This window comes from Roseibium sp. FZY0029 (assembly GCF_036350355.1).
Lineage (GTDB): Bacteria > Pseudomonadota > Alphaproteobacteria > Rhizobiales > Stappiaceae > Roseibium.
In genome coordinates, this window is sequence record NZ_JAZDVZ010000007.1 from 281,637 (window position 1) to 298,157 (window position 16,521).

Here is a 16,521-nt window from a genome sequence, read left to right on the forward strand (position 1 = left end):
CGCTGGCCGACCCTACCATGAACTGTTTCTTCCCCTGAAGCACCCTGCATTCGGATGAACACAGATGAGATGCCACGTCATTTTTGTCGATCGACAGTCCGCATCCGGCGCATTTGACCGTTTGCGGCTTGATCTGGAAGGCGCCCCAATTGTTCGGGGTCGTTACCTGACGGGTATGAAACAATCTGGCGCGCCAACCTTCAACCGGTAAATTGTTAAAGGTGAACAGGCCAGGAGCTCCAAACCCGATAGATGCAGGCTAGGAGGCCGGATTTTCAGCAATATGTTTCAATCATGTCGAATTGTTGCAATTGCGCTGCAGGTGCGAAATGCAGCCTAGGCAGGCGGCACCGCGCTCTTGCGCACAACCAGCCATGGCTCGAGCTGTACGCTGCCATTGTCGTGCTTTGCTCCACCGAGAAGGTTGAGCAGCAGCTTTGCGGCCTGTTCACCCACCGCACGACGTGGCTGGTGGATCGTCGTCAGCGGCGGCAGGTAATGCGCCGCGATGTCGATATCGTCGAAACCGACCACCGAAACGTCTTCCGGAACTCGGACACCGGCTTCGTTCAACGCGGAAATAAATCCGAAGGCGGTCCGGTCGCTGCCACAGAAAACCGCGGTCGGCCGGTCTGGCTGCTCCATCCAGGCCTTCGCGGCCCTGACACCGGCGTCCAGGGTGTAATCCCCTTCAAAGATCCAGGCTTTTTCCGGATCGAGCCCCGCGCCTCCCAACGTTGCCCTGAACCCGTCGAGCCGGTCCCTGCCCGGCTTGTGCGACAGCAGCCCCGTGACGTGGCCGATGTTGGAATGTTTCAGCTCAAGCAGATGAGACACGGCCAGATTCGCACCCAGCAGATTGTCGACAACGGAGATCGGAACGGCTGGATCGTCGCTCCATTCGCCGGCAAGTACGATGGGCGGCGCTTTCGGGTTAGACGCCCTGATCCGGGAAATCGAGAAATGCCCGTCCAGAATCACGATCCCGTCGCAATTGTTCTTGCTGAAATAATCGCTCAGACGCGAATGCGACATGGAGGGTTTGCGGGTGTCGGCGATCAGCACCTTCAACTGCCGTTCCGCACACACGGTCTCGATGCCTTGCAGAATATTTGAAAAGTGGGAGTTACCGATATCGGGAACGAGGGCAACGATTGTTCCAGTGTCCCTGCGGCGTAGATTGCGCGCTGCATGATTGAGGACGTAGCCGGTCTTCTCGACCGCCTCGGATACCCGGCGCCGTGTTTCGACGGTCACCCTGTCCGGCGTTGTCAGCGCACGGCTGACCGTGGCCGTCGACACATTGGCTGCGCGAGCGACATCCTGAACTGTGGGATTTTTCTTTTTGAATTCGGACTTTGGCATTTGCGCGAATGTTAGCCGAGAACATTCTGGCGCCGCACGTTTTTTCAAACGCGGAGGAAAAGAATTTTTACGGCCTGATGTTTTGCGGTCCGGATTCACATCTGCCAGTCAGGTCTTTTCCGCTAGACCATAGTGCCCCGCCCTTGAAAAGGGGGAGGCCCGGCAGTTTGGAGTCTGCCGGGCCGATTGACTGACTGGAGGTCATTTTTAGTCAGTCAGAGTCTAACCGTAAGATTAGAACGTGCGCTGCATACGAACACCGAAGAGGAGTTCGTCCTGGTCGCCCTGAGTGTCCGTGTCGACGTTTGCGTAACCAACGTCAGCACCCATGACGAAGCCGGAGACCGGCTCCCACTGAACGGAACCGTCGATTGCGTAACGGGTCACGTCGTTCAGGCCAGCTGCGGCGTCGATGTCGGCGTAGGAACCGTCAAGTGCGAGGCCGATCGTGGAGGTTGCCTGGATGTAGGCACCAGCGGACAGCGAGTAACCGGTGGAGGTGTCGCCGTTGTTGAAGTCGGCTACGCCATCATACGTGGTGATGTAGGACAGTGCGCCATCAGCGTAGAAGCCCTGGAAGAAGACGTTCGAACCGGAGTTGAGCATCGGCAGATTGATGACTGCACCACCGCCGACTGCAAAGCCGAGTTCATCTTCGCCACCACGATTGGTCCTGTTGGTCGCCGCATCCGGGTAAACCTGGTGCAGAGCACCGGACAACTGTGCGGAACCCCAACCCTGGGAAACGCCGAGAGCTGCAACGAAGTCCGGTGCACGGGTGCCGCCGTAGTTGCCGTATTCACGATCGGAACGGTCTTCCAGAGCGATGGTCGCGGAGAAGCCGTTGCCGAAAGCTGCGGTGTAAGCAATCTGGTTGGTGGTCACGTCGGACCAGTCACGATCCACAACACCAATAAAGGCCTGGCCGGTGAAGATGTCGAAGTTCGAGGTCAGACGACCAGCGGTCAGACCGCCCCACTGGATGTAGGCGTTGTCCAGCGTGGTGCTGTTTTCGCCGTTGGTGACGGTGGAGTAGATAGACACGTAGGTGCGCAGCGTGCCGAATTCGGTAGCCGTGCGAGCATCCAGGTACAGGTAACCACGAGACAGCCAGGAATAACCGTCAGAATCACGGTCGCTGAATGCGCCGTCTTCCAGAACGTTGTTGACGACGACCTGGGTACGAACACGGCCACCAACGCGCAGGCAGGTTTCGGTGCCTGGGATGTAGTAGAAGCGTGCGCCGTATGCGTCACAAACACGAACGTAGTCGACCGGCTCCGGAGCTACCGGAAGGTCAGCCGCCTGGGCGGTAGTAGCAGCAGCAGCCGCGGCCGCGCCGAGCATCAGACTCTTGAGTTTCATTACATTACTCCAGTTTCAAATTCAGTCGGAAGGCTGAAGGAACGGATTCGAATACTTTGACGCGACCCCTTCAAACTAACCCTTAGACTACCAACAACAAGCATTTACTTGCACCCCGTTGGCCGTCTCCGCATCAAAAAGCCAGTTCCATCGCTCGAATTCAAGTGCGAATTTCCGTTCTGAGAACATTGGAATTTGGAGTCATATTTTTGCAACACATTGAAATTCAGGCTATTTTTACAAATTTTCACTTTTTCATTTTTCCCCTTGAACTCCCGCAACCTCGTCCCCATATGGTCCGCCCTCGCACTACTTTAAATACTTTACGAATATTTGTGACGTTTTTCTTCCAGTTGCTTTTTCGAAAATGAAGAAAATCGTGACTACACTGTTCAGTTTACAGACTTCGGAGTGAATGCGATCAAGAAAGAAGAAATCATCGAATTGATTTTGTCCGATATTCCTGCGGTTTTCCGTGCTTTTCTGAACATATCAAAATTAGTGACCAGTATTTCTTGAAAACTACAGTCGAGATTATGCAAAGCGAAAACTCGCGGGTTTCCTAAATCGATCAAAATCGTTCGTTGGAATTTTTATTTGATAAAATTGTGATAGCTACTTGAAAACGGAAGTCATTGGGGAAATATATTTGGCACGGATTGCCTGCGCGCGCGGCACCGCCCTGCCCACGCCCCTCTCCAGCCCCCAATTTCGGAAAAGGAAGTCCCATGGCTGAATCAGAAGAAGGCGCGACATACGATTCGCCGAACCTGATGGCACTCACCGCGGGAATCGTTTCCAACTACGTGACGAACAATCCGGTACCGCAACAGGACCTGATCGAACTCATTCTCGATGTCCACGTCGCCCTGGAAACTGCAACCAACAACACACCGACAGTGTTTCGCGCACCGCTGGTTCCGGCAGTGCCGATAAAGCAGTCTGTCACACCGGAATTCATCGTCTGTCTTGAGGACGGCAAGAAATTCAAGTTTCTGACGCGTCACCTGAAGACGAAGTTCAATCTGACGCCGGCCGAATACCGCCGCAAATGGGGTCTGAGCGCAGACTACCCGATGGTTGCGCCAAACTATGCGCAAAAACGTGCTGAAATGGCCAAGGCGGCAAAGCTGGGTCACCGGAAACGCTGACGCGTCGACAAGGTTTTGAGGACCGGCTACGGAGTGCTATATTCCGATGATGGACTTCAGTCAGATGAAACTCAGCCCGCAGGCACGCAAGGCGATCATGAAAAACGATCCCTTGGTGCAAATGAAGGCCATCGTGGAACTCGCACCGGGAAAGACCCCCGATGACCTGGCCATGAGCGACAGCGGAACGGGCGGTCCCGAGCTTTTGTCCTGGAGCCCGAAAAGCCACATGATGACGCTTCTGGCTACCGCAGAAACCCTCGATGCACTCGCCAAGGATACCGCCGTTACCTATATCCAGGTCGGCGGAGCGATGCGACGCTGAAAGCGCCGCATCCAGCAATTGATAGACCCCGAAATCAGACCACGGCATCCGTGCGTCCGGGCTGATCCGGATCGCGCAGAAGACGCAGAGCGCGCGCCGCATTTACCCGGCCGAACCCCCATGAAATGTCGAATCCCGGCGTGCCGTCAGGATTGTCAGACGTGGCCATGAGGATGTTTGCAACCTGAAGCGCAGACAGGGACCGGGCTTCCTGAAACAGCAAGGCGACGATCCCGGCAACATGCGGCGCAGCCATGCTTGTGCCGGATTTGAGCACCCGCATCGGATGAACCCCGCCATTGCCGTTGCTCCGTCCGCCTTGCGCGCAGGAAGCAACGATGTTCGTTCCAGGGGCGGCAACCTCGGGCTTGTTCCGATTGTCGCGTGTCGGCCCTCGGCTCGATGAAGCGGCCGGTGCCAGCGAATAATGGCTGTAATTGGCGACCGCAATCGCCCGACGTGTTGTCGCCGGCGTGCCGAGCGTCCGGACAGGATCAAAGTCGCCTCCCTGGAAAAAGGATTGGTCGGCATAATTATTTTTCTTGTCCCGCAGGTCACGTTCGATCCAGGCATCGAACTGGCCGTTCTCCCCTTCCAGCGCGTCCAGTTTTACGGTCCAGACACCGGACCTGAGCATTCCGAGCCCGAAAGGCGCCTCCAGTTGCATGTAGATCCGCGCCTGCCCGTTCAAACTCGAGAACCGCTCCGAATCGATGAAGACCTCATCCTGAAGCAGGGATTTTCCGGGGGTTACCGGCCCGTATTTTGTCCCGTCCGGTGCGGTCAAGGTCACGGCGAACCTGTCGACACTGGAATACCAGATCTCCAATTCGCTTGACGTCCTGTCCGTTCCCGTCTGTGTGACGGAGCCATCGGGCAGAGGCATGCCACCACCCGTTTTCCAGCGCAGTTCCCGGCTTTCACCCGTTTTGATTTTGCCAGCCGCATGCCCGTGCCAGATGTGTTCGTTGCCCGCCGCGCTCACGAACGCCCGGCCCAACGGCTCCAGCAGTCGATCGATGGCGCGTTCGACAAGGCTTTCCCCGTCATGGCTGCCACCGTTCTGCCCGAGGCTCATATTGATGACGCAAGGCATGTCGAGTGCATCCGCCTTGCCCATGATGTAGGCGACCGCATCGACCACATGGCTCGAATCGGTGAAGGTTCCCGACCCGTCACGCGTGTCCGGCTGAACGAAAATCAAAGTGGCTTCGGGGGCAGCACCAAGATGCGTGCCTTCCGCAAATTCATCATCGTGCGACCGGCCATTGCCTGCCGCGATGCCGGCAACATGCGTGCCGTGCGAACCGGCCTCCGCCTGGTGGCGGACAACGCTGAAGGGATTGGGCGCATTCAGCGCCTGGTTGATCTGGTCGGCCCCATATTCCACCCCATAGGCGAAATCGTCCGGTGCGCTCTCGCCCTGGCGGGCGTCCAGTCGCTGGTCCCAGAGAAAGGCCAGCCGGGTGGTGCCATCCGGGTTGCGGAAGTCGTCAAGCGTGAAATCCATACCGTAGTCGATGATAGCGACCAGAACGCCAGCACCCGTGCGGCCCGGAACCCCCGAACTGCCGTGATGAACCGTATTGGCCTTCGTCTCGGCAAGAGAACTCTCCAGCATCGGAAACCAGCGCCGCCCGGCCTCAACCGTCTCCACCAGCGGATGCCCATTCAGCTCCACCAGTCGGTTCATGGGAAGGGACACGGAATAGATCTTCCCGGCAACATGCACCCAGTTGAAATCGGCAAATGCCGCGGGGGGATGCTTTGTCTGTAGTTCGACAAGAACGCGCCTGACTTCCCCGAGCGGGGCCGAACCAGTTGAAGCGCTCTCCAGGGACTCGGGAGCAGACGGAAAGGCGTCAAGATTGGTTTCGTCTTCAAATGATTTCATTTCCGCCTCGGCTGCATATCGGCGCAGCCTCGGATCAAGTTTCTTTAATTGCATGGATGCCTCCATCGCAGGAAAAACAAAGTCAGAAAAACTTGGACAGCATATCACGAAAGGCGAAGTTTTTTCGGCCCGCACGTCACGTTGGGTCACGTCTTCTAAACCGGGATCGCCATTCTCTTCTCGGATGAATGGTCAAACCAGTTTTTCGGGCTTACTCTCACACCATGGAGGAGACACAGCAGCTCAAGACGCAGCTTGATCTGATGCAGGCGGCGCTTGACCACATCAATCAGGGCTTTTCGGCGTTCGACGCCGACCTCAGACTTGTCGCGTGGAATCGTGGTTTGTGGGAAATGCTTGATTTCCCGCAGGAACTGGCACGGCGCGGCACGCATCTGGAGGCTTTCCTGCGCGTCAATGCTGAACGCGGCGAATATGGCCCCGGCGATATCGAAGGCAAGATCCAGCGCCGGCTGGAACGGGCCAAGCTGTTCGAGCCACATTATTTCGAACGCATCCGCCCAAACGGCCAGGTGATCGCCGTTTCGGGCACGCCCCTGCCAAAGGGGGGATTCGTCACCACCTATTCCGACGTCACCGAAGATCGACGCCGGCAGGAAAAGCTGGAACGTACGGTGGAAGAGCGCACCCGCGCGCTGCAGCAGTCGGAGGACTGGCTCCGTCTGGTCACGGACAACATTCCGGCCCTGATCGCCTATCTGTCGCCCGGACCGGTCTTCCGCTTCGCCAACCGCCGCTATGCCGACTGGTTTGGCCACTCGGTCGCCTCCATCGCCGGCCGCCCGGCTCCAGAAGTGGTTGGCGAGGAGCTTTTCAAGGAGCTGGAGCCGCACATCAACCGCTCCTTCGAAGGCAATGCTGTCAGTTACGAATATCAGCGTAACCGGTCGGACGGCAGCACAGCCTATATGCGCTCGACACTCATTCCCGACATGACCAAGGACGGCCGAACCCTCGGGATCTTCGTGCTGTCCCTGGATGCCACCGACCAGAAGCAGGCAGAAGCGGCGCTCGTGCAATCCCAGCGCATGGATGCCGTCGGCAAGCTGACCGGTGGTCTTGCGCACGACTTCAACAATCTTCTCGCCATCCTGATGGGCAATCTTCTGTCCCTCGGACGTATGGATACACCGCTCGACCGTGAAACGCTCGACAGCAAGCTCTCGCCGATGCTTGAGGCGACCAAGCGCGGATCGGACCTGATCCAGCGCCTCCTCGCCTTCAGCCGCGGCAAGGCCATCGATCCGCAGAACGTGTCTCTGGCCAAGGTGATCGCCAGCGCTGGTCGCCTGCTTGAAGGGTCCTTGCCGCCTGCGGTGGAGGTCACGATCACCGCTGAGAACTCCGAAATCGGCGCTTGCATCGATCCGACACAGATGGAAACCGCGCTGATCAACCTGGCCTTCAACGCACGCGACGCAATGCCGGAAGGCGGAGCGCTGACTATCGCGCTGGACACCTGCGAACTGGATGCACGCGAGGCGGACGATCTGGGCATCCCACCCGGCAAATTTGCGCGCATCACCGTAGGCGACACCGGCGGCGGCATGGATGCGGAAACGCAGCTAAGGGTCTTCGAACCCTTTTTCACCACCAAGAACTTTGGCACCGGCAGCGGTCTTGGACTGTCCATGGTCTATGGGTTCATTCGCCAGTCCGGCGGCGCGATCCACATTTCCAGCGCCCTCGGCGTCGGCACCTATCTGACCCTTTATCTGCCCTACCAGCGCATTGCCGCCTCCAACGGGGCGGACGCGGAGACGGGCGAAGCAGCACCCTTGAAGCCCGGCCAGGGCGAACTTCTGCTCCTCGTGGAGGACGATCCGGATGTCGCCAACACGGTGACCGACCAGCTGCAGAATCTCGGCTATGCGGTTTTACGGGCCGAAAATGCGGAGGATGCCCGCAGCCTGGCCCTGGACCTTCCGGAACTGCGCGCCGTTCTCAGCGACATCATCATGCCGGGACAGATCAATGGTCTGGCCCTGGCACGGGAAATCCAGCAGAAGCGGCAAGACCTCGGCATCGCGCTGATGTCCGGCTACGCCGACTGGTCGGACCTTGCAGGACAGGAAAGCGCCTGTGAATTTCCGGTCTTGGCGAAACCTTTCGCAGATGCTCAACTTGCAGACACGCTGCAGAAGATTCTCTCAACCGCACCAGATTCAGCCTGATGGTACTGCAAGGAATATTGCTGATGATCCATCCGACCGGCTCTGGAAATCCTTTCCCGCTTGCCGCGCGCAGTTGCCAGGCTTCTGCGCTCAAGCGATCCATCCGATGGATCGCAACCGGCACCCTTTGAACCAGGACACAGGAACGCGCCTTGCAGACACGCTCCCTCCAGGCAGCCAAACGCACAGTTTTCATTGTCGATGACGAACCGGAGATCGGTAACCTGCTTCTGGATGCCCTTCTCCAGTTCGAGATGGAGGGCAAGGTCTTTGCAACGGCCGCGCAGATGCTGACCGCGCTTAGCCTGGAAACGCCGGACGCGTGTATCGTCGACCTTGGCTTGCCCGATATGGAGGGCATGGCCCTCATCAACGAGATCAGACGCCGGTCCTCGGTGCCGATCATCGTTCTGTCGGCGCGCGGGCATTCGACCGACCGTGTCATGGGGCTGGAACTGGGCGCCGATGATTATGTAGTCAAGCCGTTCGATCCGCGTGAAGTGGTCGCCCGCATCCGTTCGATCCTGCGCCGCTCTTCCGATCAGCCTTCAAAAAAGGCGAGCGTCGACTGCGCCAGGTTCGAGGGATGGAGCTACCAGCCCGCCTCCCATTGCCTGACCTCGCCGGAGGGAGAGGAAACGTTCCTGTCAACCGGCGAGGCCACCTTGCTGGAGGCGCTATTGAGAGCACCCAAGCGTGTGCTCTCCCGCGATTATCTGCTGGAGCATGGCGGCCGCGACGAGAGCCTTGACCGGTCGATCGACGTGCGCATTTCGCGCATCCGCAAGAAGCTCAACCGCAAGAACGAGCCGGCCCACATCCGAACCATCTATGGTTCCGGCTACATGCTTGCCTGCGATGTGAAGTGGAGCTGAGACGAAACCGGGACATTCTGTCTCCGCGGTCCGTTCCACTCTGAGCCCGGCTGAAAGGCAACCGCACCGAAATCGCCGCTGATCGGCAATCTCAATTGACGTTAGTCAAACAAAAAGCGGGAGGATTTCTCCTCCCGCTTTCCAATTTCCGGCACATCAGGATCAGAAGCTCAGGCTGATATCCCGGTGGCTGGACAGACATCCGGCAACATCAAGCGCCATGTCCGTCGGCAGACGATTTTGCGCTCTCACTCCGATGTTGGACGCCACGACCTCATCGAAGGCATCCAGTTTCGGCAGGATCTCCTCGGCCCCTTTCCGGCGCCAGGCAAGATCCGCATCGAGCGCCGCAATCGACTTGTCGATTTCCGCGACAGCTTCTTCCGCATTCGGCTCACGGCTGCGCATGATCTTGCGGGCTTCGTTCAGGCCATCGCGAATATCACTCGTGCCTTCCGCCTCACCGACCCGCGACCGCATGGCCGAAATCGCCTCTTCGGCAGCCTTCGGCTCAAGCGTCGGCACCTCGGCCTTCAGGGCTTCCAGTTCCGGCTTGAAGCTTGCGACCAGATCAGCACTCTTGAGGATTGCTTCAAGCTCAAGGATTGGCTCATAGGCCTGGTCCACAGTGCGGCGGTAGGTCAACCTGGCCATATCCTCTGCCTTCTGGATCTTGGCGAAGGTTGCGTAGGTGTCCTTCCAGTCGGACGGGATCTGCGCCATCAGAGCGTCGTGCCGGGCTTTCAACTCTTCGATACGAGCCTGAGCGCGTTCGCCCTGTGCGGCGGTGTAGATACCGGTCTCACCCGAGCGATCAACGATCACCTGAAGATCGGCGATACGTTCATCAAGTCGGAGGGCATCGCGTTCGATGGCGCGAACCTCGGTATGGATCGGCTTATAGGCACCCGCCGCGGCCGCAACATCCGCCTCTGCGGAATGGATGGCTTCCATCTGCGGCAAGGCTTCCTTCGCCTTTTCCAGCCCTTCCATGACATCGTCGCGCAGATCTTCCGGCAGATAGCTCATGTCAACGGATTCCATCGACTGGATCGCAGACAGGATCTTGTCGCCATTCTGCTGGAAGTCCTCATAGATGAGCGTTTCCATGCAGTACTGCAGACGCGGGTTCTTCGGCGGCGGCGCTGTCTCGGACAGGAGCGACGAGCGGTTCGGCAGGTAGTTCACCAGCTGCGGGTACAGCCCGACGATGCCAAGTGCAAGCAACTGCAGGCAGATGAACGCAACCACACCCTTGTACATGTCCAGCGTCTTGACCACCGCGGGGGCAACACCGCGCAGATAGAACAGCGCGAAGCCGAAGGGTGGTGTCAGGAACGAGGTCTGGATGTTCAGGCCGATCATCACGCCCAGCCACACGGCGGTGACGTTGGCTTCAGGATCGGCAAGCAGGATCGGAGCAACGATCGGCACCACAACCACGGCAATCTCGATGAAATCGAGGAAGAAGCCGAGGATGAAGATCACCAGCATCACGATCAGGAACTGGGCCCAGAACCCGCCCGGCAGACCCTGCAGGAAGTTCTTGACCAGCTCTTCCCCGCCGAAGGCACGGAAGGCCGAGGTCAGCATGGCGGCGCCCAGAAGAATGATGAACACCAGTGCGGTGGTCTTGGCGGTTTCCACCATCACCCCGCGCAGCGTGTTCTCGAACTTCAGCGTGCGCCAGCCGGACCACAGGATCGCGATCAGAAGCAGCGAAACGGCGATGATCGCCAGGATCAGGGCAAGCACATCGTCGCTGGTCTGGATCAGTTTGATGTTGACCGAACCGAAGAAGCTGACAACCACGGCCAGGCCGAGCAAGGCCACAATGGCGATGATCGCCGGGCTGTAGGCCCCTCGCTTGCCATCCCGAAGGCGGTACCCCGCCATGACCATTGCACCAACGGCACCGATGGCACCGGCCTGGTTCACGGTGGCAACACCGGCGATGATCGAGCCAAGCACCAGGAAGATCAGTGCCAGCGGCGGCACCAGGGTCAGCACCACCTTGCCCGCGAACGCACGGGTGAAGGTGCCTTCTTCATGGACGGCCGGCGCCGACTTCGGGTTCATCAGCGCAAAGCCCAGGATGAACAGCATGTAGAGGCCAACCAGGACGAGGCCCGGCAGGAAAGCGCCCAGGAACATTTCGCCGGCACTGGTGGAGACCACCGAATAATCCGACGGCATCGACAGTTCACCGGTGCTCGCCTTGTAGAGCGTTTGGCGCAGCGAACCGGCCTGATCGACCGCGCTGGCAAGCTGGTCGGCCAGAATGATCAGCACGATGGACGGCGGAATGATCTGACCCAGCGTACCGGAGGCGGCGATGGTGCCCGTTGCCAGCGGCACCGAGTACTTGTTGCGCAGCATGGCCGGCAGCGAGATCAGGCCCATGGCAACGACGGTTGCCCCGACGATGCCGGTGGTGGCCGCCAGAAGCGCGCCAACGAAAACCACGGAGATACCAAGGCCGCCCGGCACCGGGCCGAACAGCCGCGCCATGGTCACCAGCAGATCTTCAGCGATTTTCGACCGCTGCAGCATGATGCCCATGAACACGAACAGCGGAATGGCTATGAGCGTATCTCGCTCGGCCTCCCAGTAGATCCCTCGGAAGTTCGTGACCCCCGCGCTGAGCCACTGGCTAGGGCCGCCGTGAGAGAAATAGGCGCCGGGATCCCCGGCAAACAGATACCCCGAGCCGGCAGCGATGCCGATGGTCAGGATGGCCGATCCGGGGAGCGCGAAGGCAACCGGGAAACCGGACCCAAGCGCGATCGCCATCAGGACGACGAGGAGAAGAAGGAAAAAGAGTTCCATATCAAGCGGTCTCGTCAGGCTCTATTGAACAGTATGGCTGTCATGATCCCGGCCGCCCGGTTCGCCGCGAATATCGGCAACCGCGTCCAGGAAATAGGCCACGAACTGGATCATCATGGAAACGGCGAAGACGCCAAGGAAACCCGCCATGAGATATTTCACGTAAAGACCGAAACCGGCCTGCGTGGTCTCGTATGTCAGGATCGGGCTGTTGATGATGTTCTGCTTGCCGCCCATACCGATGACCAGGATAACGGTGCAAAGGCTGATGCCGAGCACGACCGATCCGACGGCGTTGACGATGCCCTTGGCCTTGCTCGACATGCCCGCATAAAGGATGTCGACCCGCACGTGCCCTTCCTCAAGCAGCGTGTAGGCACTGGCGAAGAGGAACAATGCCGCATACCAGAACCGGACAAGATCGGCGAGAAAGGCCTGTTCATAGGAGAACACGAAGCGGCCGATCACGATGATCAGCTCGGCGGCGACCACCAGCAGCGCGAGCCAGGTGAAACCGAGTGTGCGCGTGAAGGCCGCGATCACGAAGGACAGTGCGATCAGCGGCATATGCACATAAGGGCCGCGGAACTGGGACCTGCCGAGATCATCTGCGAGCGTCTGTCCAACCACATCGGGCAGAAACCCCTCGATGCGCAGGAACGAGATGGCGCTGTCGACCAGTCCGACGATCAGCACGGCAAAGAAGCAGGCCCTGATCAGATAGGCGTTGATGTTGCTGATGCGGACGCTGTCTTCACGCAGCGTGTTTCCATTCGTCCGCACATAGCCGAAGGCCAGCAGGATCAGCGCCGCATAAAGCGCAAGCTGCAACCAGGACCAGAGAATCGGCATGGAGCCGTTGGCCGCGCCACCGAAGATGGGCGCGATACCTGGAAGGTCTCGCCAGTAGGTCAGGTAGTTGTTGAGCAGATACGCCGTCATGATCGCCAATACGACCCAGCCGCACAGGCGGAAGAAGCGGGCGCTCTCCGGCGAGGCTTGACCACCGGAATTCATAACAGGCGAGCCGTCTTGAACAGTGTCCAAGGCCGTCATCGTGGCTGTGCCTTTTTTGTCTTTGTCAATGAAGAAGGGACGGGAATACTCCCGCCCCTTTTAATCGCTCTACCAGTTACTTCGGAATGCCGAGGTAACGGTTACGCTTGTTGCTGTAGGCGATATCGGCGATTGCCATGTAGCTGCCGATTTCCTGACGCGCGTTGATGACGCTCTCGAAGATCTTCTTGGACAGCGGGGAATGATCCATCGCTTCTTCCAGAACTTCCTGAGCGGCTTCACCGAAGCTGTCGTAGATCTCGTCGGAGAACTCGCGCAGTTCGACGCCGTGCTCATTGATCAGGCGGTTCAGGTACTTACCGTTGTTGGCGTTGGTTTCAGCCATCGTGTTGGAGTTTTCTTCCGCACACGCTGCAATGATGATCTGCTGATCAACCTTGTCGAGGCCGTCCCAGAATGCCTTGTTCATGCCCAGAGCAAGCATTGCGCCCGGCTCGTGCATACCCGGATAGTAGTAGTACTTGGCAGCTTCGTAGAACTTCATGAAGTAGTCGTTGAACGGACCAACCCACTCAGTCGCATCGATCGCGCCGGAAACAAGGTTTTCGTAGATCTGGCCGCCCGGCAGGGACACCGGAGACGCGCCGAGTTTCGCCATGACGTCGCCGCCCTGACCCGGAATACGCATCTTCAGACCCTTCAGGTCGTCAGCGGTTTCGATTTCCTTGTTGAACCAACCGCCCATCTGAACGCCGGTGTTGCCCATGGCGAAGTTCTTCAGGCCGAATTCACCAGCCAGCTCATCCCACAGTTCCTGGCCGCCGCCGTATTTGATCCAGGCGTCCATTTCAGCCTGGGTCAGGCCGAACGGCACGGCAGTGAAGGCTGCCCAGCCCGGATGCTTGCCTTTCCAGTAGTAGTCGGCGCCAATGTAGGCCTGAGCGTTGCCGGAAGCGACTTCATCGAAGGAGTCGAAGGCTCCAACGCGTTCGCCAGCGGCGAAATACTGAACATTGAGGCGACCTGCGGTCAGCTCTGCAATACGGGCTGCCAGGCGCTGTGCCGGAATGCCGAGACCCGGGAAGTCGCGCGGCCAGGTGGACACGATGACCATTTCCTTGGTGCCCTGCGCGATTGCCGGAGCGGCAAGCAGGGACCCAGCGGCAACACCGCCGGCGCCAATACCAGCCTTTTTGATAAACGAACGACGATCCATTAGTTTCCTCCCTAATCGGACCCGATTTCGGACCGGGTACACACTTGCACCGATCTCGAAGTATGTCTAGTTGACCGAGCGTCTGAAGCGCTATTCGTGGTTCTGCGCAGCTTCTCAGTATTACTACCGAGAACCAAGCAAGAGAGATGATCGTTTGGCGCGCAATTGCGCAACAAGAGAGCAAAATTCGTGACCTTCAAGACCAAATTGCTTCTCATCACGATTCTGCCATTGATAGCCGTCTCCGTCCTGATCGGCGCGGCCACCTACTATCAGTCGCGGGAACTGATCAACACCCAGACCCGGGCTGTGGAACAGCGCATCCTGTCCTACAAGCGTCAGGAAATTCGAAACTACGTCAGTCTCGTCCTCACTTCGATCGAGCAGATCTACAAGGAGGAGCCGGGTGGACGGGAGGCGGCGCAGGAAAGGGTCAAGGAGATCCTCCAGCATCTGACCTTCGACTATGACGGCTATTTCTTTGTCTATACGCTCGACGGCACCAATCTGGTGCACCCCAAACTGCCGCACCTTGTGGGCGGCAACTGGTGGGACCTTCAGGACGACAACGGCGACTTCGTCATTCGCAATTTGATCGAGGCCGCAAAGAACGGCGGCGGCTTCCACCAGTATGTCTGGCACAAACCCTCGACAGGCACGGTGGAGGAAAAGCTCGGCTATGCCATTCTGCTGGAAAAATGGGGCTGGATGCTGGGAACGGGCCTTTACACCGACGACATCGCCCGCGAAGTAACCGCCATCCGCACGGATTTTGCCCGTTCCATCCGCCAGACCCTGTTCGTGACCTTCATGATCACGCTTGCGGCCATCGTCATCGCCGGCTTTCTGATTGCCGGAGTGCGGTTTTCCGAACAACGTTTTGCCGACAGCAAACTGAAGGAGCTGACCAACCGGATATTCCAGGTGCAGGAACAGGAGCGCAAACGTGTGTCCACTGAGCTGCACGACAGTATTTCCCAGCTTCTGGTGTCCGTGCGCTACGGCGTGGAAATGATCCACAGCGAGGCCAACCGCGAACCGGAGCTTCAGGCCCAGGCAGCCAAATGCCTGAAAACGCTCGATGGCACCATTGCCGAGGTCAGGCGGATATCGCGAGATCTCAGACCCAGTGTCCTTGACGACATGGGCCTTGCCGCTGCGCTCGGCAGTCTCGGCAAGGAATTCCAGAACCAGTCCGGCATTACCGTCAACGTGCAGGCCGAGCAATGCCACAGCCGCTTGTCGGAGGGCGCCAAGACCGCGCTCTACCGCGTTGTGCAGGAGTGCATGACAAATGTCGCTCGCCACTCCCACGCCAGTGAAGTCGCAATTTCGCTCAAGGTTGGCGTGCAGCAACTGGTTCTCTCGGTGGAAGACAACGGCGTCGGCCTGCCGCGCCCCCTGCCGAAGTCCGGCGGCCTCGGTTTCCGCAACATGCGGGAACGGATCGAGACCTACGGCGGCCGGCTGACCCTCAGCCGGCGTGCGTCCGGCGGCACCCGTATCAAGGTCCAGATGCCGCTCGACAATGCGGCGGCAAAAGCGGCATGATGAAAAGATGACAGTGCATTCACCTTCACCGCGATCGCTCAAAAGACCCATCCGCGTGCTTCTGGCAGACGACCATGAACTCGTTCGCGATGGCATCCGCGCCAGGCTGCAAAAGGTCGCTGACCTGGAAGTTGTGGGTGAAGCAACGAACGGCCGCGAGGCCTTGACGCTCGCCCGTGATCTGCGCCCGGACGTTCTTCTGATGGATGTTTCCATGCCGGTGATGAACGGACTGGAAGCGGCAACCCAGATGCGCAAGTCGCTGCCTGAAATCGCGGTGCTGATCCTGTCGATCTATGACAACCCGGAATATGTGCGCGGCGTCGTGCAGGCAGGTGCGCGCGGCTACATCCTGAAGGATATTTCAGCCGCCGAGATGATCACCGCCATCACCAGCGTCGCCAATGGCGGTTATTATTTCTCCTCCGCTGTCGGTCCGACCCTCGTCGGCGCCGGCACCTCCGCGCCAGTCGAAGACCCTTACGGCCTGACCGACCGGGAGCGCCAGGTCCTGACGGCCATTGCAAAAGGCCAGCCCAACAAGGAAGTCGCCAAGGAGCTGGGCATCAGCGTGCGCACTGTCGAATCCCACCGCCTGAACTTGCGCGAGAAGGTCGGCAACAAGAATGCCGCCCAGCTCTACAAGGTCGCGCAGGATCTGGGATTGCTGGACTGATCCGGCTCGGCTAAATCTGTTGGGGCGTGGACCCGTTTATCATGCCATTTCGTCTTCATCTA

General features: G+C 58.8%; 12 protein-coding genes. 6 read left to right on the top strand and 6 right to left on the bottom strand.

Annotated features, from left to right (window positions below):
* Nucleotides 1-336: 336 nt before the first annotated feature.
* Nucleotides 337-1,365 (bottom strand): LacI family DNA-binding transcriptional regulator, encoded by a 1,029-nt coding sequence (locus V1T76_RS20895; RefSeq protein ID WP_330562608.1) that lies wholly within the window; start codon nt 1,363-1,365, stop codon nt 337-339.
* Nucleotides 1,366-1,599: 234 nt separating this feature from the next.
* Nucleotides 1,600-2,730, bottom strand: coding sequence for a porin (locus tag V1T76_RS20900; RefSeq protein ID WP_330562609.1), 1,131 nt, complete (start codon nt 2,728-2,730; stop codon nt 1,600-1,602).
* Nucleotides 2,731-3,458: 728 nt separating this feature from the next.
* On the opposite strand from V1T76_RS20900, the gene V1T76_RS20905 reads away from it, so the two are divergent.
* Together V1T76_RS20905 and V1T76_RS20910 are read left to right on the top strand one after the other, a co-directional pair.
* Nucleotides 3,459-3,881, top strand: coding sequence for a MucR family transcriptional regulator (locus V1T76_RS20905; protein ID WP_006932259.1), 423 nt, complete (start codon nt 3,459-3,461; stop codon nt 3,879-3,881).
* Nucleotides 3,882-3,927: 46 nt separating this feature from the next.
* On the top strand, nt 3,928-4,206 hold the full coding sequence (locus V1T76_RS20910) for a hypothetical protein (RefSeq protein ID WP_330562611.1): 279 nt from the start codon (nt 3,928-3,930) through the stop codon (nt 4,204-4,206).
* 34 nt (nt 4,207-4,240) lie between these two features.
* Here V1T76_RS20910 and V1T76_RS20915 read toward each other — a convergent pair whose 3' ends face one another.
* Nucleotides 4,241-6,154: a S8 family peptidase gene (locus tag V1T76_RS20915; protein ID WP_330562612.1), complete on the bottom strand. Its 1,914-nt coding sequence runs from the start codon at nt 6,152-6,154 to the stop codon at nt 4,241-4,243.
* Between the two features lie 170 nt (nt 6,155-6,324).
* Between V1T76_RS20915 and V1T76_RS20920 the strand changes: the two genes are divergently transcribed.
* Both V1T76_RS20920 and V1T76_RS20925 read left to right on the top strand, forming a co-directional pair.
* Nucleotides 6,325-8,295, top strand: a complete 1,971-nt coding sequence (locus tag V1T76_RS20920; protein ID WP_330562613.1) for a PAS-domain containing protein — start codon at nt 6,325-6,327, stop codon at nt 8,293-8,295.
* A gap of 152 nt (nt 8,296-8,447) precedes the next feature.
* Nucleotides 8,448-9,170 carry a response regulator transcription factor gene (locus tag V1T76_RS20925; protein WP_330562614.1) on the top strand — a complete coding sequence of 241 codons (723 nt, stop codon included), beginning with the start codon at nt 8,448-8,450 and terminating at the stop codon, nt 9,168-9,170.
* Nucleotides 9,171-9,332: 162 nt separating this feature from the next.
* Here V1T76_RS20925 and V1T76_RS20930 read toward each other — a convergent pair whose 3' ends face one another.
* The 3 genes from V1T76_RS20930 to V1T76_RS20940 form a co-directional block, all read right to left on the bottom strand.
* Nucleotides 9,333-11,999, bottom strand: coding sequence for a TRAP transporter large permease subunit (locus V1T76_RS20930; RefSeq protein ID WP_330562615.1), 2,667 nt, complete (start codon nt 11,997-11,999; stop codon nt 9,333-9,335).
* Nucleotides 12,000-12,020: 21 nt separating this feature from the next.
* Nucleotides 12,021-13,055 carry a TRAP transporter small permease subunit gene (locus V1T76_RS20935; protein WP_330562616.1) on the bottom strand — a complete coding sequence of 345 codons (1,035 nt, stop codon included), beginning with the start codon at nt 13,053-13,055 and terminating at the stop codon, nt 12,021-12,023.
* A 76-nt stretch (nt 13,056-13,131) separates the two neighbouring features.
* Nucleotides 13,132-14,232: a TRAP transporter substrate-binding protein gene (locus V1T76_RS20940; protein ID WP_330562617.1), complete on the bottom strand. Its 1,101-nt coding sequence runs from the start codon at nt 14,230-14,232 to the stop codon at nt 13,132-13,134.
* 189 nt (nt 14,233-14,421) lie between these two features.
* Here V1T76_RS20940 and V1T76_RS20945 point away from each other — a divergent pair, with 189 nt between their 5' ends.
* Both V1T76_RS20945 and V1T76_RS20950 read left to right on the top strand, forming a co-directional pair.
* Nucleotides 14,422-15,783 carry a cache domain-containing protein gene (locus V1T76_RS20945; RefSeq protein WP_330562618.1) on the top strand — a complete coding sequence of 454 codons (1,362 nt, stop codon included), beginning with the start codon at nt 14,422-14,424 and terminating at the stop codon, nt 15,781-15,783.
* A gap of 7 nt (nt 15,784-15,790) precedes the next feature.
* A complete protein-coding gene (locus V1T76_RS20950; RefSeq protein WP_330562619.1) occupies nt 15,791-16,459 on the top strand; it encodes a response regulator transcription factor in 669 nt (222 codons plus the stop codon).
* Nucleotides 16,460-16,521 lie beyond the last annotated feature (62 nt).